Source organism: Pseudoalteromonas holothuriae, from assembly GCF_945859825.1.
Classification (GTDB): domain Bacteria; phylum Pseudomonadota; class Gammaproteobacteria; order Enterobacterales; family Alteromonadaceae; genus Pseudoalteromonas; species Pseudoalteromonas holothuriae.
On record NZ_CAMAPC010000011.1, the window covers coordinates 111,900 to 133,744 of the forward strand.

Below are 21,845 nucleotides of genomic sequence, written 5' to 3' on the forward strand. Positions count from 1 at the left end.
TTAAAAAGGCCCAAAGCATGAGTATATTACACACAAAAAGGCTTGTTGTTCGTAAAGCAACGATGGAAGATGTTGACTTTATTTTAGCCTTACTAAATCAGCGCAGTTTTATAGATAACATTGCTGATAAACAAATTCACACTTTGAAAGATGCACAAAACTATATTCAGGGTGCATTTTTAGATGCCTATGAGTTAGGGGATAAGGCACCCTATATTGTTACTTTACAAGAAGGCACAGCCATAGGTGTTGCAGGGTTTTATCAAAGACCTATTTTCGATTTACCTGATCTTGGCTACGCATTTATCGACCAATACACAGGCTACGGCTACGCAAAAGAAGCATGCATGGCGTTGCTTAAATTTGCGAAATATAATCTAAACATAGATGCTATTTTGGCGATTACTTCTGCTAAAAACCAGCCGAGCATCAAACTATTACTTGGGCTTGGGTTGGAGTTTCAATCTAAAGTTGTGCTTGATAAGTCGATGGAAGAGTCTAATTTGTATCGGCTGGACTTTTAGTTAATAGGGTTAGTTCTGTGGCAATCTGGTTTGCCAAATTTAGCCAAGATGTTTGCAGTGCGTTAACAAGCGCTGAAAACCCATTACTACTAAGTGCTGTTGAGAGAGTAAACATATGATGAGTTAGTAACTTGTTTCCTTGACTTGTCTGCTCATAAATATACCATCGGCCACTTATCACTGCCCCTGCTTCATCATGTCCTGCAAAGTCACTTACCTCTACGCTTAGTAACAAAGCGGAGCTATTTGAAGATGGTACTTTGGTACTTGTGACTTGCCAATGAGTTAACTTATTTTGCAAAGCTTGCTGCAGGGTTTTTCCGAGCATATAGCTTGGGTTTTCAGCCCAAAAATGGTTCTGTGCAATGGATACTTTGTTTTTTCCCAAAAGCTGTACAATACCCTGCTGGTCGCTTACTCCAACAACCTTTATCTGATTTACCTTTAAAACCCGGCTGTTACTAGTGAATGAATCGTTTTGTATTTCATTGGGCTGAAACTCAAAACTGTAGTAATTCTTTTTACTTTTGTTAGGTGTACTACAAGCACATAGCAAAATAACGACTAAAGCAATCCCAATTAAACGCATTTATTTTTTCCTAGGTTCAGGGTCATTTATCGTTGGTTTGTTAAAAATGAGCATATTAGGTTGTTCATTTAAGCCTTTAGCAAAGGGTTTTAAAGTATTAGATAAGTTTTCCAATTCTTCAAGGGTATCGGTGAGTTGCTCAACCATAGTTGAGTCTTGTTGGTAATGCGTTAGCGTTTGTTCAAATTGCTTTAAGCTAGATGTTAATTGTGTAAGCGTTGTGCTTATATTGTCTAGGTTTTCGTTGACCTTATTTGCCGTACCATTTTGGTTAAAAGAGCCAATTAATTGATTCATTTCCATTGCTGTTTTCCTATATTCTTTTAACGTTCCATCAAGCTGTGTCAATGTGTTATCAAAAGGTAGATCGTTAAACTTATTTAACAACTTAGTAACCTGCTCAGAGAGTGCCGTAAAACCGCTAGGTACACTGGGTAGTGTTGGGTAAAGCGACGTTATCATAGCGTTTATTTTTGGTGCATCAGGATAGAAATCTAACTCTATATACACCGCACCTGTTAACATATTGCCACTTTTTAGTGATGCTCTCAATCCATTTCTAAGCCATTGTTCTATATTTTTTTGCCAATAGGCTTTGGCTAAGTCACTTTTCTCAAAAAGGCGGCCGTATTCGATACGGATCAATACCGGAATAGAGGTGCTGCCTTGTTGAAAATAAAGTGGTTGGCCATCGCGTTGTAATTGTGCCGGTGCTTGCTCAACAGTGCCAATGCGCATACCTCTATATTCGACCGGAGCACCAGGGCTTAGCCCTCGAATCGATTGCTCAAATTCAATAAGGTAAAAATCAAAGTCATCAAAGCGTTGTTCTAGAGCTGTGGAAAAGTTTTTATGCAGCGTAAAACTAGATTGGCCAATAGCAATATCAGAAGGCGCTTGATTTGGCGGGTAATCGATAGATATTCCGCCTTTAATAAGCTTAGACAAACTACCTGTAGAGACGTCTATTCCTTGTGTAGACAAGTTAACTGATACACCTGATGCAACCCAAAAGATCATATTTTGGGTTATAAGCTGATCATAAGGGGAGAAAACAAAGACTCCGTATTCCATGGCTAGGTTATTTATATTGAAATTGGTAGACTCTATTTGGCCTACCTTAAAGTTGCGAAAGTATATGCCTGTACCAATCTCTAATACCTCAGCATTTTTTGCTTTTAGCTTATAACGTTTACCATCAATATCAGCACCAATTAATGCGGGCTCGTCTTGAAGCGTGAACAGCGAAGACTGCACCTGACTTGTTCCAGGTTCTAGTTCAAGGTAAACACCTGATAACAAGGTACTCATTCCAGAGATACCTGATTCATCAATCCGAGGTTTTACGACCCATATTTTGGCATCTTCAGTTAATAGGGGCTCGTATATATTGTCAATTTGAACTTTTGCGATAACGGCACTTTGGTCAATTTGCAACCGAAGTGACTGAACTAAACCGATTTTGACACTGCGAACCATAACTTGAGTTTTGCCAGCAACAATACCATCAGCATTCGACATTTTGACAAATATAGTATGGCCTTTGTTGATTTGATGTTGGTATAACATCCAAAGAGTAACGCACAAGGCAATAATGGGTATAAACCAGATGAGAGAAAACTTAGGCTTATTTTCTATGTGAGCATATTCATTCATGGTTATTAAATTTATCCCATAAGATTCTTGGATCAAAACTATGTACGGCCATCAATTGACACAGTACCATTATAGCGAAAAACGCGATGCCAATATGTGGCTCAACAGATAATATGCCACCAAGTTGGACCAGTGAAACGAGTATGATCACGACAAATACATCAATCATTGACCATTTACCCATAAACTCCAGCCAGCGATATAAAATACTAGCGCGTTTAGGGTTAGTACACTTCTTGGTTTCTTTGATCAAATAAAAAAGTGCCAGTGCTTTTAATACCGGTATACAGATGCTGGCAGCAAAAATGATGATTGCGATAGGGTATGACTCATCTTGCCATAAAATAACGATGCCAGAAAATATAGTTGCAAAGGTATTTTGACCGAGGTTAATAGTATTCATAATAGGTAAAAAGTTTGCGGGCACCATTAGCACTAATGCGGTCATCATCCATGCCATAGCACGGGCGTTGGCTTGTGGGTTGCGAAAGTACGTTTTCGCATAGCAACGAGGGCAATGTTGCTCTGAGGTGAGCTGCCTACACACATGGCATTGCTTAAGTGATTGCGATTTGGCACTGTGTCCGCACATCAGTGGTTTAGGCTCAAATTGCGCTTGTTGGCGTTGCCAAAGTTCGTTTTCATCTATCAATGTTAGTAATTCAATAAAGCAAAACACAAATAACACGTAGGACCAAAACCCAAGGCCGAGTGTTAATTCAGCATAAGCCATCAATTTAAAAGCACTGACTAAAACAGCAACAAGAAAAATATCGGCTAAATTGAGTGGTGTAATGTAGCTTAGTAGCTTCGAGATTTTGCGTGCATTATGTGGATTTAACTTAGTCCAAATACCACTTTGAGTGATTAACACCATCGTACATACCAATAGTGGCATAATTAAGATTGTGAATATGAATACGCTGGCTAAGACGGAGTTATAATTGCTTCCCAATAAAAGAAAGGCATCCCACAGGCTGATTTCTTGTTTTAATCCGTGTTGACTAAATGATATAAACGAGGGGTATAGACTAGAGAATAAAAACAGCAATGATGAAATGCTAAAGGCACTGATCCATTGTTGTTGGTTGTTCCTACAACTTAATAATTGGGCACGGCAATAAGGGCATATCGCCCGCTGTTGTTGGCCAATATGACCGACATTGATTAGTTTGTCGCATTGTTTACATGCCAGTATCACTTGGTAATCACATAAAACATAAAGTTGTGGTGTTACGTTAGTGTGCTGTAATTATTAGGCCAGTGCAAATGTCAATTTACGAAAAATGTTTAAAACCATACGCTATGCACAGCTGCAATAGGGCAGATATAGGCAATACACTTCATTAAGCTGTGCTTAATTTAAGCGTGTTATAGTGACTGGTTTAAAATCTACTTTGGAAGGACTGAATGAATCGCAACATACTTTTATTTATAAGTTGCTTATGTTTTACAAGTTTGAGTGGTGCTAAATCTTGGTCACAAGATCAAGTGGTGGTTGCTGCCAGTGCATATTTGCCCCCATATGTTATTCCTGCTGATAATACGGGTATACAAATGGAAATTCTAAAACAAGCATTTAAGCAACAGGGCATTAGCAATATTGTGGTTCGTTACATGTCAAATAAAAGAGCTGAGCTTGAATTAAAAAATGGCAATGTTGATGTTGCACTTAATTTACCAAGTAGCTCACCGGAGCATATTTATCAAAGTGACAGTTTGATTAGCTACCAAAACGTCGCCATTTCTTTAGCGTCTAAAAATTATATAATAGAAACCATAAAAGGTTTAAGCGGTAAAAATGTTTTAGCATTTCAAAATGCTGCTGGGTTCTTAGATGCCCCTTTTGAAGAGGCTAAACAGGCATTTAGCTCATACAATGAGGTTGTAAATCAAGAAGCTCAAGTACAGCATTTGATGAAAAATTGGGTTGATGTCATTATCTTAGAAAGACGAATCTTTCTTTATTATTTAAATCAGTATGAGAAGAGCAACCCTGTTTTTCCTTACCAAATACACCCTATATTTTCGCAAGCGCCAAGGCCTGCTTTTTTTAACAATGAGAAGCTAAAAAACTTGTTCAATAAAGGGCTTGCAAGTCTAGTAAAAAGTGGCAAGTACCGTACCATCATGATTTATAATGGTACGGATTACAGCAATTTAGATATACATAAGTTTTAAATAACTGGCAATATAGTTAACTCAAGTTAATCAAACAGCGCGACAGTTTGGCGTGTTAAGGCAAGCAGCTGGCCATTACTACTCCAAATAGTGCCGTCCTCTAAACCGTAGCCATCTTTACAGTGATGAGTAATGGCTTCAAAACCAAGCCATTGGTCAGCTGCAAGATTTGGTGCTTGAACAAATTCTAAATACCATGACATGCTGCTCGCAGGTGCTGGTTGTTGATACATTTGTAGTAAAGTTGGCGGCCAAGCATCGGTCAGCGCGATAATATGTGCTTCGTGCATTTGCTGTTGAGATTCCTTGAATCTCATCCAGCCGCCTAAATGTGAAGAGTCAGCACCAGTAAACGGCATATTACCTTGTTGTGGACATAAATCGACATGTTGGAAAAACTCGGGCATAACCCCTTTTTGATAAGGTAATATATGTTTTTGATTAACGGGAGCGAGTGTCATTTCCTTAGAAACATCAACGCGTATGTTTGAATTGCGATTGGCACCAAAGCACGCTTGTGCTATCACGCATATCTGCTGATTTTGTATCACTTTTGCCATTACTTGGCTGCTATTTTTACCTTCACGTAATATTTCCACTTCAATGCAAAAATCGCACTCAGATAAAAGTGGGCCAACAAAGTTAGTGCTTAAAGAAAGCAATCGGCGCTCGTTGCTAATATGCGGCCTAATTGCCTGATAAATAAGTGCAGCAGATAGGCCGCCGAACGCGGTTCGGCCTTGACACCAACTGGCAGGGAACTGCATGACGCCTTTGCCAAGCTTTTCGGCTTGCATTAATAATTGTTCAAAATGCATGAGAATCTCTTAAAATTTACTGTACATATTGAAGTAGGTTATAGCATAGCCCATAAGGTCAGACCAGTACTGTGAATGATATACTTAGCCTAAATACTGACTTATAGGTCAAAAAAGCGCTCAAATAAGCTTAAAAGTAAAAAAAACAAATTTTTTTTACTTTTAAGCTTGAATTCAATTTTGTTGCCCCTATTTACAATGCATCTAACAGAACAACGAATTTTGAAGTCGGAGAAGATTCATGGGTAAAATTATTGGAATCGATTTAGGTACTACTAACTCTTGTGTAGCAGTACTTGATGGTGATAAAGCACGAGTTATCGAAAATGCAGAGGGTGATCGTACAACCCCTTCAATTATTGCATTTACAGCTGAAGGTGAAACACTTGTTGGTCAACCAGCTAAGCGCCAAGCGGTAACTAATCCACAAAATACGGTATATGCAATTAAGCGTTTGATAGGTCGTCGCTTTGAAGACGAAGAAGTACAACGTGATATCGGTATTATGCCTTTTAAAATTGCTAAAGCTGATAACGGTGATGCGTGGGTTGAGGTGCGTGGCGAAAAACGTGCAGCACCACAAATCTCAGCAGAAGTACTGAAAAAGATGAAAAAAACAGCGGAAGACTTCTTAGGTGAAGAAGTGACTGAAGCTGTAATTACAGTACCTGCATATTTTAACGATTCACAGCGTCAAGCAACAAAAGATGCTGGCCGCATCGCTGGTTTAGAAGTTAAACGTATCATCAATGAGCCTACTGCTGCAGCACTTGCTTACGGTATGGATAAAAAACAAGGTGATAACGTTGTAGCGGTATACGATTTAGGTGGTGGTACATTCGATATCTCTATCATCGAAATTGATGAAGTTGAAGGCGAGCACACATTTGAAGTATTAGCAACGAATGGTGATACACACTTAGGTGGTGAAGACTTTGATAACCGAGTTATTAATTACCTTGTTGCAGAATTCAAAAAAGATCAAGGTATTGACCTTAAGACTGACCCGCTAGCAATGCAGCGTGTTAAAGAAGCCGCTGAAAAAGCGAAGATTGAACTATCTTCTGCACAGCACACTGAGGTTAACTTACCTTATGTAACAGCGGATGCTTCTGGTCCTAAGCACATGAACGTTAAATTGACTCGTGCTAAGCTTGAATCATTAGTTGAAGATTTAGTAACTCAATCAATTGAGCCACTAAAACGTGCACTGGCTGATGCAGATTTATCTGTAGGCGATGTTAATGACATCATTCTAGTGGGTGGCCAAACACGTATGCCACTAGTACAAAAAACGGTTGCAGAGTTCTTTGGTAAAGAACCTCGTAAAGATGTTAACCCTGATGAAGCAGTGGCTGTTGGTGCTGCAGTTCAAGGTGGCGTACTTGCAGGTGATGTGAAAGACGTATTGTTACTAGACGTATGTCCACTGTCATTAGGTATTGAGACAATGGGTCAAGTGATGACTGCATTGATTGAGAAAAACACTACGATTCCTACTAAGAAATCGCAAACTTTCTCAACCGCTGAAGATAATCAGGCTGCAGTAACAATTCACGTACTACAGGGTGAGCGTAAGCGCTCAAGCGATAACAAGTCTCTTGGTCAATTTAACCTTGAAGGTATTCGCCCTGCACAACGTGGTGCACCACAAATTGAAGTAACTTTTGATGTAGATGCTGATGGTATCTTACATGTATCTGCAAAAGATAAAGATACAGGTAAAGAGCAGAAAATCACGATCCAAGCTTCTTCAGGTCTCAGTGATGATGAAGTAGAGAAAATGGTACGTGATGCTGAAGCAAATGCTGAAGACGATAAAAAGTTTGAAGAATTAGTTTCTTCACGTAACCAAGCTGATGCTATGGTTCACGGTACGCGTAAGCAAGTTGAAGAAGCTGGTGACGAATTACCAAGTGAAGATAAAGAAGCAATTGAAGCTGCATTAACTGAACTTGAAACTGCTATCAAAGGCGAAAGTAAAGAAGAGATAGATGCTAAAGTGCAGGCACTTGCTGAAAAGTCACAAAAGCTAATGGAAATTGCTCAGGCTAAGGCTCAACCAGGCCAAGCAGCTCCAGAAGGCGGTGCACAACAAAGTTCAGCTAAGCAAGACGATGATGTTGTTGATGCTGAGTTTGAAGAAGTTAAAGACGACAAGTAATTGTTGACATGTAAGGGCGCGCTGGCGATTTTCGCTTGACGCGCCCTTAGTGTATGTAAATTTAGGCTGTTTTTTAGCCGCCTTGGTGAGTGTAAGCTCACCATATAACTAGAGTAATGTGATAACTATGTCAAAACGTGATTATTACGAAGTACTAGGTGTTAGCAAAGATGCCGGCGAACGTGACATAAAAAAAGCGTACAAACGCTTGGCGATGAAGTACCACCCAGACCGTACAGCCGGTGATGCCGAATTAGAAACAAAGTTTAAAGAAGTAAAAGAAGCTTACGAAGTACTAACTGATAGCCAAAAGCGTCAGATGTATGACCAATACGGGCATGCAGCCTTTGATCAAAATGGCGGTGGCCAAGGCGGCTTCGGTGGCGGTCAAGGTGACTTTGGCGACATTTTTGGTGACGTATTCGGTGATATTTTTGGTGGCGGGGGTGGCCGTCGCCAGTCTCGTCAGCAGCGCGGTGCAGATCTTCGTTACAATATGGACTTGTCGCTTGAAGAAGCGGTACGCGGTAAGAATGCTGAAATTAAAGTGCCTACGTGGGTTAGTTGTAGCCCATGCGATGGCAGTGGTGCAAAAGCCGGCTCTAAGCCAAAAACATGTACAACATGTCATGGTGCGGGCCAAGTGCAAATGCGTCAAGGCTTCTTTGCTGTGCAGCAAACTTGTCCAACGTGTCAGGGAACGGGCTCAATCATCTCAGACCCATGTAATAAGTGTCATGGTCAAGGCCGTGTAGAAAAAACCAAAACATTGTCTGTTAAAATTCCAGCTGGCGTTGATACAGGCGATCGAATTCGCTTATCAGGTGAAGGTGAAGCGGGTATGCATGGTGCACCTGCCGGTGATCTGTATGTACAGGTTTCTGTGCGTGAACACCCAATCTTTGTGCGTGATGGTAATAATTTGTACTGCGAAGTGCCTATTAGTTTTAGCACTGCGGCACTAGGTGGTGAAATTGAAGTACCTACTTTAGATGGTCGAGCAAACCTTAAGATCCCAGCAGAAAGTCAAACAGGTAAAATGTTCCGTATGCGTGGTAAAGGCGTTAAGTCAGTACGCAGTGGCGCTGTGGGAGACTTGATCTGTAAGGTAGTAATTGAAACACCGGTTAACTTAAACGACCGTCAAAAAGAGTTACTAAAAGAGTTTGAAGAGAGCATGGGAGGTGAAAATAGTAATAACCGCCCTAAAGCACAAGGCTTTTTTGATGGTGTTAAAAAGTTCTTTGACGACTTAACCAAATAACGATAAAACACTCATCGTATAAAAAGCGGCGCATTTAAATTGCGCCGTTTTTGTTTATAATACGTTCGTTTAGTCGTGATAGAGCTATTTGATTATTTTGACTCATTACATAAAGCCGTGTTTATAACCTGATAGCCCATACTTAGAATCACACGTAGGTTGCCACTGTAGATTTTATATCATTTTCATGAAATTGAGCGCGCTAGCGTCATTATTACTACCATAATAAAAAGCCACGCATGTTTATTATGATGGATGCCTTTTTGTTTTCATGCAATATTACACTGTTTTAATATATAAAATTTTTATGCTTATCTAACTTTATAAGTAAGGGCAAAGTATGACGCCAGCAATAAAAATGCTTGAAAAATATAAAATCAAATATGAAATTTTGAAGTTTGAGCATGACCCTCTTGATCAAAGCTTTGCTAACGAAGCGGCAGAAAAGTTGAATTTACAAGCTGAGCAGGTTTTTAAAACGTTATTAGTAGATGTTGATGGGGTATTACACGTTGCAGTGCTGCCCGCTACACGGCAAGTTGATTTAAAAGCGTTTGCTAAAGCTTGCAAAGGTAAAAAAGCGATGTTGGCAGATACAAAAAAAGCACAAAATACGACCGGGTATTTGATTGGTGGCATCAGCCCTTTTGCGCAAAAAAAGTGTTTAAATACCTTATTGCACTGTGATGCTAAACGGTTTGAGACAATTTATGTGAGTGCAGGTAAGCGTGGGCTTGAGGTAGCCGTAGCACCTAGTGTGATCAACAAGCTATGCAATGCAACGTTGGGGGATTTTTGAGCGCCATAGATGTGGTTTGAGCCGATGGTAATGGTAATGGTGATTTATTTGTTAGGTTTTTTCATTTTTAATTTCCTTTTATACTCACATTGAATATAAAACATATAGCACTGATATTTGCATTGCAATATTTTAAAATTCATATTTTTGGATTAATTCTTAGGTTCTAACAGCATAAAATTTGAGGCAGTTTCTGAACCACTTTTTAGCACAATCAAACAGGGGTCGTGTATTTAGCCCCTAATTTAATTTTTTCGCTGAAGGTAATAAGTCAATAGCATGTTTATTATAGACTTTATTTCAAAGTGAAACATACCAGTGCTGACTAATTACGCGTCAAGCCATGTTGCTACTTTTAGGTAAACTCTGCGGTAAGTTATAACATAGTCATTGATAAATTATTCATAAAAAGTATGTTTTTTATGCTAACTGGCTTGACCTCTGACCAATGTGTTCTAGCTTTAATTGTTACTAATTTGTAATAATTGGAGTATATATATGAAACAACATGTTTTGGCGGCCTTGGTTGGCTTATTTACGCTATTTTCACAGGCAGCATACAGCAATGAGCGTCTTGAGTACCCCGTGGTTTTGGTGCATGGCCTATTTGGTTTTGATAATCTATTGGGGGTCGATTATTTCTATCGTGTGCCATCAGTCATACAAGACGAAGGTGCAGCTGTATATGTCGCAGAAGTATCATCGGCACATAATTCTGAATTACGTGGGGAGCAGCTACTTGAGCAGGTTGCACTCATACGCGCAATAACGGGCAAAGACAAAGTCAACTTGATTGGTCACAGCCAAGGCGCACAAACTATAAGGTATGTTGCATCAATTAAGCCACAGTGGGTAGCTTCAGCAACCAGTGTGGGTGGTGTGAATTGGGGTAGTCGCTTTGCTGATGTGGTCAGAGGTGGGGTTGATAGTGGGTCTTTCTCTGAGGCTTTTTTGGCGTCATTAGCTAATGGTCTAGCGGGTTTAATTGACTTACTTTCAGGTAAAGCAACGGCACCAAAAGATGCGCTTGAAGCACTTGCGGCTCTTACAACTGAGGGGTCGTTGGCGTTTAATCAAAAATATCCAGAAGGGATACCCGCCACTTACTGTGGTCAAACCAATGCCTTGGCGGATAACGGTGTTTACTACTTTTCATGGAGTGGTAGTAAAGCATGGACTAATATGTTTGATCCAGCGGACAGTGCCTTATTACTTTTCTCTCAGGTTTTTAATGAGGCAAATGATGGCTTAGTATCAGCGTGTTCAAGCAACTTAGGACAGGTTATAGGGAATAACTTTAAAATGAACCATTTAGATCAAGTGAACCAAACGATTGGCATCCATCACTTGTTTGAAACCGACCCACTGACTTTGTACCGTCAACATATTCGTAGATTAAAAGGTTTGAATTTATGAAAAACTGGGGCCTTGCGTTTGTAATATTGAGCTTATGTATATTTGTTTTTTACGGACAATATTATCAAGGTAAAAACAAACAGGAACAGGCGCTAGCACAAAGTAATGCTGAACCTTATTCAAATGTACTGTACGAACATGAGACCCCAAAAATTAGCGAAATTAAAGTTAAACCTTGGCTCACAATTGAGCGTTGTAGCCCAGTTGTTTTAGATGATAAACTTGTTATAGATGATTGGTTATTGGCTTTACAAAACCAAGATAAGCAAAGCCATTGGCATGAGTATTTAGCACAACTTGATACCTGTTTACATCATTATGTTCAAAGTTATATGGACTATAAACGCGCACTGCAAGAAGTAGATGATAACCTAAATATATTTGAACGAAATACGCTATTAAAAGCATTACAGCTAGAATACTTTTCGCCACAAACGATTGCTCTTTGGTTTGAAGAAGAAAATCAATGGAACGAACAAGCATTACAGCGCTGGCGTATTTTAGCGGATAGACGTTTAAGTGAGCAGCAGCAACAACAGCTTATTGAACAACATATTAGTCAATTACCTGAGCAAGAAAGGCAGCTCATCCAGTCAAGCTCACGATTGCATCAACTTGCTGAGAATTGGCAACAACAAGATTTTAATCAACTCAGTTCACAGTATGGCGAAGCAGCTGCGCAAAGGATTATTGAATTACAAAAGAAAACAAGGCAATGGCAAAGTAAACTAACCAAATTTAAAAAATTACGAGCTAAAATAGCAGCTAAAGCGCTTACATCAGCACACAAAGTCAGTGCTATTGAGAAATTAAAGCAGAGTCTTTTTGACGTCAATGAGCAAAAACGTTTGTCGATTGCACTAACCGAACTTGAAAATAGTCATTAATTATAAAATAAACGTTAAACCCAGCGCTAAACAAAACTTGTGGTTATATTATGGTCACTAATTAGACTTGTTTATTGCTCGATATTGAAAAACTTCTTCTAATGGTAATCCAAACACAGATGCTATTTTAAAAGCAACTTCTAAGGAGGGGGAGTATTTATTTGCTTCAATAGCCATAACGGTTTGCCGAGTAACACCAATGGCTTCGGCTAACTGCTTTTGAGTCATTTCATTTTGTAAAAACCGTAATGTGCGAATAGAGTTGGTTATTGCATATTCACTCATAGATATTACCTGTTCTGCCTTTATATAGTTGTGCTGCGTAATATGTTATTTCTCCAATTAAAAATGAGGCGACTAAGACATGCATTGGTAGATAAGGTATGTTGTACTCAATAGCAGGGCCCCATCCGTTCGCTTCAATTTGATACTGGAAAATCGCAATGCAAATACCTGTTTGTAATATATACGCTTTGTATTTGTAACCAATTAAGTTAATTTGCTTTTCTCGCACATCAAGCGGTTGTTTTAGCTCATCATCACTAATAAATGCCAGTAGTAAGTAGCTCAATATCATAAGCACCACCGAATAGGTTAGCACCTCTAGTAATAGCGCAGATAGCCAAGAGACTGAGGCTAGTTGCTCTGCAGTTGCATTCGTTAAGCTTTGAACATAAATAAATGAAATGTATACACTTACTAATAAGTCAATACTGAGCGTAAGTTCCCTAAAACTTATGCTTTGTAATAGTTCTTTAAACTGCTGTGAGCGAGTCATTTATAATTAACCTCAGGTAAAGTATTTTTGACACCACAAAGCCTAAGGTGTTTATTTGTTCATGTCAAAAATTTTTTACCAAAAGTTGGTTATATTTGACGCATAGAAGGTTATTTTGTCTTATTGAGCATATCTTGTAACGACTCAATAATTTTTATAGTTGCGTGAGTGTTTAATATTTTCTCTTTTATTTGTAGCCATTTACGTTTCCAAAAATTCTTTTTGACTTTAGTGGCTCCTGATGCAGCGCTAATGTCGCTGTCAAATTCAAGATCTTGCTCAATATAATAAGGCATTAAAGAATAGACAGGCACTTTGGTTTCCCATACGTGTTGTAAGTCGGTATCGACAGGGCGGGCAAACTGCTCTGTTGCAGCTAGTAAAGCTTTTGCGCCTTCATAACTAATCGCTTGGGCACAACATCCTGTCATCGCTTTTTTATGTACAACAAGACTAAACGTGTCGTTCAGGTGATGTGAAAACGCGATAGGGCGAGTACGATTTTCATAGGCGGCAAGTTTAAGTACTCGCCAGTCTATTTTTAAGCTTTCGATTGTTGCAAACACGTCATGTAAATTACCGACCAACCTAAAATCGTCTTCCATCACGATGGCGTAAGGGTGCTTGTTATCAACAATGGCTTGCCATGCTTTACGATGGCTCATATAGCAGCCAATCTCACCTTTACTTAATTGACGATAAAAGCGCTTTTTATTTAATAGTGGCTGATAATTTTTTATTAATTCTATGTCGCTTAAGGTCTTACCATATACACCAGACACTCTATTAAAATTAATTGTTTGTTCGTTTAATCGTATGCTGCTTTTTTCTAATCGCTCAGTGCTCTGATCTAGGTTGATTAAAAATATTGGAGGTTGTGTGTTCATTATCTGCAGCTCTTTGATAGCGGTTATTTAGCGCGTGTTATAGCAAGCATAAAACAGTGAATTATAAATAGAGTCGTATTCAACGTTTTACCAAAGCACGCTTACAATTAAGTGCTAAGGATACCATGGTAAAACGCAATGACTAGCTCTAGGATTTTTTATGGCGATTTTCTAGACAATTAACCACATCACTTAGGTTACTGTCCGAGCGTTGTAATAAAACGAGTAGGTGATACAGTAAATCAGCGGACTCATTGATAAGCTCATTTTTATCTTGTTTCATGGCAGCCAGTGCAACTTCCACACCTTCTTCCCCTACTTTTTGACAGCTTCGGCTAATATCTTTTGAGAATAATGATGCCGTATAACTGGTACTTGGGTCATCACTTTTGCGCGAAACTATCACTTGCTCTAATTGTGCTAAAAAGCCAGTGGTAGGCTTAGCTTCACCAAAGCAACTTTGTGTGCCTAAGTGGCATGTTGGGCCAGCAGGTAATGCTAACACTAAGATTGAGTCATTATCACAGTCAGTATGTGCGCTTATTAGCTTTAATACGTTGTTAGACTCTTCACCTTTGGTCCAGAGCCGCCCTTTTGAGCGCGAATAAAAGGTCACCAGTTGCTTTTCAAATGTGGCAGCAATGGCTGCACTATTCATAAAGCCTTGCATTAGTATTTGTCCTGTTGCCGCATCTTGTACAATCGCTGGCATTAATGGACTCTTTTCAAAATCAAGTATTGTTAAGTTATCTGGGGTTAGTTGCATAATCGCACCGCCACTTGTTTATCGTTTAAATAGGTTTTTAATTGGCTAATATCAATGATGTTCTTATGAAATACGCTGGCAGCAAGTGCACCGTCTACTTGGCTTTGCGTAAAAACATCAGCAAAGTCTTGCATTGTGCCAGCGCCGCCTGAGGCAATTAATGGAATATCGCACATTCGTCTTATCAGGCTTAACTGAGCATTATCATATCCCTTGCGTACACCGTCTTGATTCATGCAGTTAAGCACTATTTCACCTGCGCCGAGTGCTTGCACCATCTCTACCCATTGCTGCGTTTTATAGCGCGTACGGCTTGAAGCATTAGGATCTCCTGTTAATTGATAAACTAAATAGTCGCCAGTCGTTTCATCATAAAAGCTGTCAATCCCAACCACCACACATTGCTTACCAAACTCATCATGCAACTCTTTTATCAATTGTGGTCTTGCAATTGCTGGGCTATTGATACTAATTTTGTCTGCGCCTTGTTCTAGCACCTTTGCTGCATCAGCCACCGATTTAATGCCGCCAGCAACACAAAATGGTATATCTATGTGTTTGGCTATATCGCTCACCCAGCTCACATCTAGTAAACGCTTTTCAACGCTGGCGCTTATTTCATAAAAGACTAACTCATCAGCCCCAGCCTCACTGTAAAGTTGTGCAAGCTCTAAAATATCGCCGACAACTTCATGGCCTTTAAATTTTACGCCCTTGACGACCTGACCATTTTTCACATCTAAACAGGGAATTATGCGTTTTGATAGCATGTAAGTGCCTCCTCGGTGGTAAATGCACCATCAAGTAACGATTTACCTAGAATAATACCGCCTACACCAATGTCGCTGAGCTTCTTTATATCTTTCAACGAACTCACACCACCTGATGCTTGCACTTTAATATTGGTATTATGTACAATCAGTTGTGTGTAAAGCTCAAATGATGGTCCTGTCATAGTACCGTCTTTACTGATGTCCGTGCATAAAAAATCAAGCACGCCAAGCTGATAATAATAATCAATGAGTTCAAATAAGTTATCTTCACCATCAGCGAGCCAGCCATGAGTCGCTGGAGCCCAGCCTGTGGCGGTTTTGTTAACATCAAGGGCAATTACAAAACGTTCTGCGCCAAATTCTTGTATCCACTTTGCTACCTCTTGGCGTTTATCAACCGCCATTGAGCCAATAACCACTTGGTTTGCCCCAGCTTCTAGCCATTGTTTAACATCATCAAAACGACGAATACCGCCGCCTACTTGATAGGGTACATTGAGTGCTTTCGTGGCTTGTTGAATTTGCTGCCACTGCTTTTTTTGTGGATCGCGCGCGCCTTCTAAATCTACTAAATGTAATTTTTGTGCGCCGCTGTTTTGATATTGCTGTAATCGAGCAGCAAGCTCAAATGGGTAAAATTGTGCGGTATCATATTTACCCTGATATAGGCGCACAATTTGATTTTGTAATACGTCTAACGCTGGAATAATCATGTTTTTCCTTTAGGGCAATTGCCAATCAATAAAGTTTTGTAAAAGCTGTGCACCTACTTTGGCGCTGCGCTCAGGGTGAAATTGCATACCTGCATAATTATCGTTAGCAACAATAGCGGAAAACGCACTACCATATTCACATTGCGCCAATGAAGAATCATTGGGTGTGTGTGCAAAACTATGTACAAAATAAACTTGCTGGTGTTGATCAATTCTTTTGGTTAATGGGTGTGCTTTAATATTGTTTAGGTTATTCCAGCCCATATGAGGCGAGGTCAGCTCGCCAACCTCTAATAGCTGAACATTACCTGGGATCATACCTAAGCATGTAACATCACCTTCGTTGGTGTGTTCACACAAAAGTTGCATGCCCAAACAAATTCCCATTAGAGGTTTATCATATTCTGCAATTGCTTGCGGCCAACCACCTTGCTTTAAACGTTCCATGGCAACTTTTGCATGACCAACCCCCGGCAGTATTGCACGTTCAAAGTGTTGCAATTGAGCAGGGTCGGTTATCACTTCTGGTGTAACACCTAAACGCTCAAATGCAAATCGTACCGAATTAATGTTGGCACAGCCTGTGTTAATAATAGCTATCATAAACACCCCTTGGAACTGGCAGTTTGTTGCTGTAAATCTTGACTAATGGCCATTCGTAAAGCACGCGAAAATGCTTTAAATAAACCTTCAACTTGGTGGTGACAATTGCCATCTGAAACCGACAAAATAAGACTCACTTGGGCGTTATCTGCAAGCGACTGAAAAAAGTGTTCTACCATTTGTACATCTAAATCACCGACTTTTTCACGGCTAAAATTTGCATTAAGTACAAACGATGCACGACCCGACAAATCGAGTTGGCATTCGGCTTTACATTCATCCATTGGCAATGCAAAACCATAACGCGCTATTTGCGATTTCGTACCAAGGGCTGTTTTTAAAACTTGGCCCAATGCAATGCCTACATCTTCTACTAAGTGGTGCTCATCAATGTGCAAGTCGCCGCTCGCTTGCACGGTCAATCCAATATTGGCATGTGTTCTTATTTGGTCCAGCATATGGTCAAAGAAGCCTAAGCCAGTACTTATTTCACCATTGGCGCTTTGATCTAAATTAGCGGCTACTGTTATTTGAGTTTCTTTAGTATTGCGGGCCACGCTTGCTTGGCGGTTTTGTGTTGTTAGCTTAGTGACAATCTCAGGCCAGTTATTTGCGTACAATATGCCTTCAACGCATAAATTTTGTGCAAGTCCTATATCGGTTTGACGGTCTCCAATAACATAAGAGCGTGCTAAGTCTACTTTTCCTGAACGCATCAACTTAGTAAGTAAGCCCGTTTTAGGCTTTCTGCATTGGCAATTATCTTCATCAAAGTGTGGGCAAATTAAAACGTCCTCAAATACAATGCCTTGGCTTACAAATATGTCCATCATTCTATCTTGTGCAATATCAAAGTCAGCGGTAGGAAAACTATCAGTTCCTAGCCCATCTTGATTAGATACCATGACCAGCTTGTAGCCTACAGTTTGTAATTGCAGTAGTGCAGGGATAACGTTTGGTAATAATACCAACTTTTCAAGGCTATCAACTTGTTTGTCGGTGATAGGCTCGTCAATTAAAGTGCCGTCACGGTCTATAAATAAATAGGGGTTGCTCATAGTTGCTCCTTTACTGCTCTGTGCCAAGCATTTCAAGCCAAAGCTTTACTTGTTCTAATTCTTGCTCATTACCAATGGAAATTCGTAGCCAATTATCTTGCTCATACAAAGTAAACGGACGCATGATAAGACCGCTTTGCATCGCATTATCAATGTCTTCCTTTTGTTTAAATTGCACGGTAACAAAGTTACCTTCACCATTTAAAACGGTATTAACTGCTGAACACGATTTTAACCATTGAACTAATGCCGCTTTGGCTCGGTTTAAAATGGTGACTTGTCTGCGCATTTGGGTAATGGCATCACTTTGTAGTGCTTGCTCGGCTATTTGCGCAACTACCCGAGAAACAGGGTAGGGGGCAATGACTTTGCGAACAGGTTTGAGTAGCTCGGTATTGGCGAGCATAAAGCCAGTTCGTAAGCCGGCTAATGCAAATGCTTTTGACAAAGTGCGTAGTACCACGATGTTGTTAAAGTCTTGCAATAGTGAAGCGGCTGACTTTTCGGGGCAAAATTCTATATATGCCTCATCAACTACCACAATGGCTTTATCTGCCAAAGCGATTGCTATTGCAGAAATTTTATCAAGCTCTGTTAGGCTACCTGTGGGGTTGTTTGGATTACATATAAACACTAATTTACTGTCGCCAATTGCGCTGGTTATTTGCTCAGCAGTGCCTTCTAGTAACAATTTTTGTGTAAGTGCATTAATTGCGATGTTATGTGTATCAGCCGTGACTTTGTACATGCCATAGGTTGGTAAAAACAACGCAATGCTATCTTTGCTATTTTCACAATAAGTGCGTACCAGCAGCTCTATGCCTTCGTCGGCACCACGGGTCATAAGTACTTGCTCGGTATTTAATCCCGCATATTTTGCATACGCATTAATCACATTATTTGGCTGTGGATCGGGGTAACGGTTTAGGTCTGATAGGCTCAACTCAAAGGTTTTGGTATAGGGGCTTTCGTTTGCATTTAACCAGGTTGTACCCGTTAGCTTTTGACTTTTAGCCGAGCTATATGCTGCTAATGCACTGATATTGTTAGGCAGTAAGTTCTGTGGGAATTCAGACTTAGTCATTTTTCATCGCCTCTAAACGTACACTTACTGCATTAGCGTGAGCATCTAGTCCTTCAGCTTGTGCCAAAGGTAATATTGCTGAGCTCAAGCTTTTAAGCCCTTGAGGGGTAATACTTTGCACTGTATAAGTCCTAAAAAAATCTAATAAATTTAAACTTGAATATACTTTTGAGTAGCCATAAGTTGGCAGTACATGGTTTGTACCTGACGCATAATCTCCCGCAGACTCTGGCGTGTAGTCGCCAACAAATACAGAGCCTGCATTTTGTACCATTGGCAAATATGGTGTTGCGTCAGCAATTTGCAAAATCAAGTGCTCTGGCCCATATTGCGCTGAAATTTCAAAAGCTTGCTGTAGCGAGTCTACTTGAATTAAAGCGCTATTTTCCATGGCCCTTTGAGCTATCTCAGTTCTAGAAAGTGCCTTGAGCTGCTTATTTAACGCCTGCTGGGTTTGCGTTATTATCTGTGCACTGTTAGATAACAAAATAACTTGCGAGTCTGCGCCATGCTCAGCTTGAGAGAGTAAATCTGCAGCAATAAACTCAGGGTTAGCACGTTCATCTGCAATTATAAGTACTTCGGATGGGCCTGCAGGCATATCAATTGCAAACCCAGTTTGTGTTTGGCTCAATAGCTGTTTAGCCATCGTTACATAACTATTGCCTGGACCAAATATCTTGTTCACCTTGGGCACACTGGGTGTACCGATTGCCATGGCCGCAATTGCACCCGCGCCACCACTTTCAATGATTGTAGTTATACCGCACAGTTTTGCTGCGTACAAAATGGCAGGTGAAATAAGGCTATCGCCATTAACAGGTGTTGCTAAAACCACTGTTCTAGCACCACTTAATTGCGCACACACACCTTGCATTAGTACTGAAGAAGGCAAAGGCGCACTACCGCCAGGAACGTAAAGACCAATAGCATCAATAGCTTGATATTTAAGTTCGCATTCAACTCCCGGTGCAGTGGCAATCTTCATATCTTGTGGCAATTGCGCTTGGTGAAACGTTTTTATATTGCTATACGCTTGCTCAATAGCTGATTTTAATTCAGGCGTTAATTGCTCTGCACTGTCATTGATTTCCTGTAGTGGTACCACTAAACGCGGGTTGCTTCGTTTATCAAACAGCTCTGCATACTTTAGTAATGCTTGATCACCTTGCGCTTTTACTTCTTCGATAATTTGTAACACGCTAGTTTCTACTGCTTTGCTGGCTATAACAGCAGGGCGAGTTAGCAAAGCCTGCTGAGTTTGCTCAGTTTCCTCATTCCACCTGATCACCTTAGTTACTCCATCATTTTTTCAATTGGCATAACCAAAATCGAGTTAGCACCGAGTGCCTTTAACTCTTCCATAGTTTCCCAAAATAATGTTTCAGTACTAACCATATGTAGTGCTACATAATCATCACTGCCAGCAAGCGCGAGTAATGTAGGTTGTCCAGTGCCTGGCAGTAATTCGCAGATGGCATCGAGTTTGTTTTTTGGCGCGTGCAGCATAATGTATTTGCTTTCTTTGGCTTGTTTAACACCTTTTAGACGTGGCATGAGCTTTTCGATTAATGCTAATTTAGTGGTGTCAGTTAAATTTGCGTTTTGAATTAAACAGGCTTTTGATTCTAAAATGGTGTCGCCTTGCATTAAACCATTAGCCTCAAGTGTTGCACCGGTTGATACTAAATCACATATCGCGTCAGCTAAGCCTGCGCGAGGTGCAACCTCTACTGAACCAGTCAGCATTACGGTGCTTGCATTAATGTTTTCTCGCTGAAGGTATTGCTTAAGGATTTCAGGGTAGGTAGTGGCAATACGTTTGCCTTCAAACCAAGATTTATCTTGTGGGCCTAGTTCTTGAGGCCATGCTAGTGCTAAACGGCAATAGCCAAAATCGAGCTTAGATAATTTAATTACTTCAGCGTTTTGTGTGCTGCCTACACGCTCTGCTTGAGATTCGACGAGTACATTTTCACCTACTATACCAAGGTCACATACTCCATCCATTACTAGGCCAGGAATATCATCATCTCGAACGCGTAACACATCGATTGGCATGTTGGTAGAGTGCGCGATTAAACGCTGCTCACGAAGGTTAAGCTTTACGCCCAGTTGTTTAAGCAAGTCTTGGCAGTCTTTTGATAAACGGCCTGACTTTTGTATTGCGATTCGTAATCTATTGTTGTTCATAATTTACTTTCCTAATGTTTAAAACAAAAAACCCCGAGGCGGAACCTCGGGGCGAAAATAAATTATATTTTGAGCTGCTCGCCGGAGGTTCCTTTTAGGGAATAACCTACCAGCGAAATACCTGACAGGTTATCCCGTTGAATGATGGTGATGATGTACAGCTGTCAAAATATTGAACATGGTTTACTCTTTAAAATCAGTTACACTGTGTTTGTATATCTAGAAAAACACAAAATGATAGTTGCTTGCAAGCACTTTTTATTGATTTCTAAAGTATATCTTATAACAGTCGATAATATAGGTAGATTTTAGAGTGCGAGGTTACTTGTTATGGATGCATTAAAACCCTTTTTAACCAATATTGTTCGCTTAGAAGTTGAGCATAAGCCAATGTTTTATATTGCTGGTGTTAAAGATGGTGCTGTGTCAAAAGTGAAGTTACGCCGTGCAGCGCTTGATCAACAGCGCAAAAAGCTGCAAGAGCAAGAAATGGCCGAGCAGCAAAAAAATACTAAAAGAAAAGAGTCTGAAGAAGAAGATGACGAAACCCACTTGGATACTTGGGCCTGATGGTATGCAAACTGTGATGCTCGCTTGCTCTGGCGTGTTTTAATTATTACAATCAGGGCAAATCTCTTAACTAAGCTACATCTTGTCTATTCAACACGTTTTTTGTGAACAAGGTCTTCTTG

At 40.1% G+C, this 21,845-nt stretch carries 23 protein-coding genes; 8 read left to right on the forward strand and 15 right to left on the reverse strand.

Features of this window, described 5'->3' with window-relative positions; genetic code table 11:
- Positions 1-17 precede the first annotated feature (17 nt).
- Positions 18-524 (forward strand): GNAT family N-acetyltransferase, encoded by a 507-nt coding sequence (locus OCI93_RS14025; protein ID WP_261591469.1) that lies wholly within the window; start codon positions 18-20, stop codon positions 522-524.
- Here the strand turns inward: OCI93_RS14025 and OCI93_RS14030 are convergent.
- Genes OCI93_RS14030 through OCI93_RS14040 form a run of 3 tightly spaced genes read right to left on the reverse strand, consistent with a single transcriptional unit; the run spans position 499 to position 3,970 of the window.
- A complete protein-coding gene (locus OCI93_RS14030; protein ID WP_261591470.1) occupies positions 499-1,113 on the reverse strand; it encodes a PqiC family protein in 615 nt (204 codons plus the stop codon). The two genes, OCI93_RS14025 and OCI93_RS14030, sit on opposite strands and share 26 nt — an antisense overlap.
- The gene (pqiB, locus tag OCI93_RS14035) at positions 1,114-2,769 is read right to left on the reverse strand and encodes an intermembrane transport protein PqiB (RefSeq protein ID WP_261626651.1); all 1,656 of its coding nucleotides are present in this window, start codon (positions 2,767-2,769) and stop codon (positions 1,114-1,116) included.
- Complete coding sequence (locus OCI93_RS14040; protein WP_261591472.1) at positions 2,762-3,970, reverse strand: PqiA/YebS family transporter subunit; 1,209 nt, start codon at positions 3,968-3,970, stop codon at positions 2,762-2,764. The genes pqiB and OCI93_RS14040 overlap by 8 nt, the downstream gene beginning before the upstream one ends.
- 209 nt (positions 3,971-4,179) lie before the next feature.
- Between OCI93_RS14040 and OCI93_RS14045 the strand changes: the two genes are divergently transcribed.
- Complete coding sequence (locus OCI93_RS14045) at positions 4,180-4,950, forward strand: substrate-binding periplasmic protein (RefSeq protein ID WP_261591473.1); 771 nt, start codon at positions 4,180-4,182, stop codon at positions 4,948-4,950.
- Between the two features lie 26 nt (positions 4,951-4,976).
- On the opposite strand, the gene OCI93_RS14050 is transcribed toward OCI93_RS14045, so the two are convergent.
- Entirely contained in the window at positions 4,977-5,768 is a 792-nt protein-coding gene (locus OCI93_RS14050; protein WP_261591474.1) for an acyl-CoA thioesterase, read from the reverse strand.
- Between the two features lie 241 nt (positions 5,769-6,009).
- Here OCI93_RS14050 and dnaK point away from each other — a divergent pair, with 241 nt between their 5' ends.
- From dnaK to OCI93_RS14075, 5 genes are all read left to right on the forward strand, one after another.
- Complete coding sequence (gene dnaK, locus OCI93_RS14055; RefSeq protein WP_261591476.1) at positions 6,010-7,932, forward strand: molecular chaperone DnaK; 1,923 nt, start codon at positions 6,010-6,012, stop codon at positions 7,930-7,932.
- A gap of 127 nt (positions 7,933-8,059) precedes the next feature.
- On the forward strand, positions 8,060-9,196 hold the full coding sequence (gene dnaJ, locus OCI93_RS14060) for a molecular chaperone DnaJ (protein WP_261591477.1): 1,137 nt from the start codon (positions 8,060-8,062) through the stop codon (positions 9,194-9,196).
- Positions 9,197-9,536: 340 nt separating this feature from the next.
- Positions 9,537-9,995 (forward strand): Cys-tRNA(Pro) deacylase, encoded by a 459-nt coding sequence (ybaK, locus tag OCI93_RS14065; protein ID WP_261626652.1) that lies wholly within the window; start codon positions 9,537-9,539, stop codon positions 9,993-9,995.
- A 498-nt stretch (positions 9,996-10,493) separates the two neighbouring features.
- Positions 10,494-11,411, forward strand: a complete 918-nt coding sequence (locus OCI93_RS14070) for an esterase/lipase family protein (protein WP_261591479.1) — start codon at positions 10,494-10,496, stop codon at positions 11,409-11,411.
- Positions 11,408-12,298, forward strand: a complete 891-nt coding sequence (locus OCI93_RS14075) for a lipase chaperone family protein (RefSeq protein WP_261626653.1) — start codon at positions 11,408-11,410, stop codon at positions 12,296-12,298. Before OCI93_RS14070 ends, OCI93_RS14075 begins: the two co-directional genes overlap by 4 nt.
- Before the next feature lie 57 nt (positions 12,299-12,355).
- Here the strand turns inward: OCI93_RS14075 and OCI93_RS14080 are convergent, their stop codons facing one another.
- From OCI93_RS14080 to hisG, 11 genes are all read right to left on the reverse strand, one after another.
- The gene (locus OCI93_RS14080) at positions 12,356-12,583 is read right to left on the reverse strand and encodes a helix-turn-helix transcriptional regulator (protein ID WP_261591481.1); all 228 of its coding nucleotides are present in this window, start codon (positions 12,581-12,583) and stop codon (positions 12,356-12,358) included.
- Positions 12,576-13,076 carry a hypothetical protein gene (locus OCI93_RS14085; protein ID WP_261591482.1) on the reverse strand — a complete coding sequence of 167 codons (501 nt, stop codon included), beginning with the start codon at positions 13,074-13,076 and terminating at the stop codon, positions 12,576-12,578. Before OCI93_RS14085 ends, OCI93_RS14080 begins: the two co-directional genes overlap by 8 nt.
- Before the next feature lie 110 nt (positions 13,077-13,186).
- On the reverse strand, positions 13,187-13,963 hold the full coding sequence (locus OCI93_RS14090; protein WP_261626654.1) for a glycosyltransferase family 25 protein: 777 nt from the start codon (positions 13,961-13,963) through the stop codon (positions 13,187-13,189).
- 148 nt (positions 13,964-14,111) lie between these two features.
- Positions 14,112-14,729: a bifunctional phosphoribosyl-AMP cyclohydrolase/phosphoribosyl-ATP diphosphatase HisIE gene (hisIE, locus tag OCI93_RS14095; RefSeq protein WP_261626655.1), complete on the reverse strand. Its 618-nt coding sequence runs from the start codon at positions 14,727-14,729 to the stop codon at positions 14,112-14,114.
- Positions 14,720-15,499, reverse strand: coding sequence for an imidazole glycerol phosphate synthase subunit HisF (gene hisF / locus OCI93_RS14100; RefSeq protein ID WP_261591486.1), 780 nt, complete (start codon positions 15,497-15,499; stop codon positions 14,720-14,722). Before hisF ends, hisIE begins: the two co-directional genes overlap by 10 nt.
- Positions 15,481-16,215, reverse strand: a complete 735-nt coding sequence (locus OCI93_RS14105) for a 1-(5-phosphoribosyl)-5-[(5-phosphoribosylamino)methylideneamino] imidazole-4-carboxamide isomerase (protein ID WP_261626656.1) — start codon at positions 16,213-16,215, stop codon at positions 15,481-15,483. Before OCI93_RS14105 ends, hisF begins: the two co-directional genes overlap by 19 nt.
- A 9-nt stretch (positions 16,216-16,224) precedes the next feature.
- Positions 16,225-16,818, reverse strand: coding sequence for an imidazole glycerol phosphate synthase subunit HisH (gene hisH, locus OCI93_RS14110; protein WP_261626657.1), 594 nt, complete (start codon positions 16,816-16,818; stop codon positions 16,225-16,227).
- Positions 16,815-17,876 (reverse strand): bifunctional histidinol-phosphatase/imidazoleglycerol-phosphate dehydratase HisB, encoded by a 1,062-nt coding sequence (gene hisB, locus OCI93_RS14115; RefSeq protein ID WP_261626658.1) that lies wholly within the window; start codon positions 17,874-17,876, stop codon positions 16,815-16,817. Before hisB ends, hisH begins: the two co-directional genes overlap by 4 nt.
- A 10-nt stretch (positions 17,877-17,886) precedes the next feature.
- A complete protein-coding gene (hisC, locus tag OCI93_RS14120) occupies positions 17,887-18,960 on the reverse strand; it encodes a histidinol-phosphate transaminase (RefSeq protein WP_261626659.1) in 1,074 nt (357 codons plus the stop codon).
- Entirely contained in the window at positions 18,953-20,251 is a 1,299-nt protein-coding gene (gene hisD / locus OCI93_RS14125; RefSeq protein WP_261626660.1) for a histidinol dehydrogenase, read from the reverse strand. The genes hisC and hisD overlap by 8 nt, the downstream gene beginning before the upstream one ends.
- A 5-nt stretch (positions 20,252-20,256) precedes the next feature.
- Positions 20,257-21,156 (reverse strand): ATP phosphoribosyltransferase, encoded by a 900-nt coding sequence (gene hisG / locus OCI93_RS14130; RefSeq protein WP_261626676.1) that lies wholly within the window; start codon positions 21,154-21,156, stop codon positions 20,257-20,259.
- Positions 21,157-21,483: 327 nt separating this feature from the next.
- On the opposite strand from hisG, the gene OCI93_RS14135 reads away from it, so the two are divergent.
- The gene (locus OCI93_RS14135; protein WP_261591493.1) at positions 21,484-21,723 is read left to right on the forward strand and encodes a hypothetical protein; all 240 of its coding nucleotides are present in this window, start codon (positions 21,484-21,486) and stop codon (positions 21,721-21,723) included.
- The last annotated feature ends 122 nt before the right edge of the window (positions 21,724-21,845 follow it).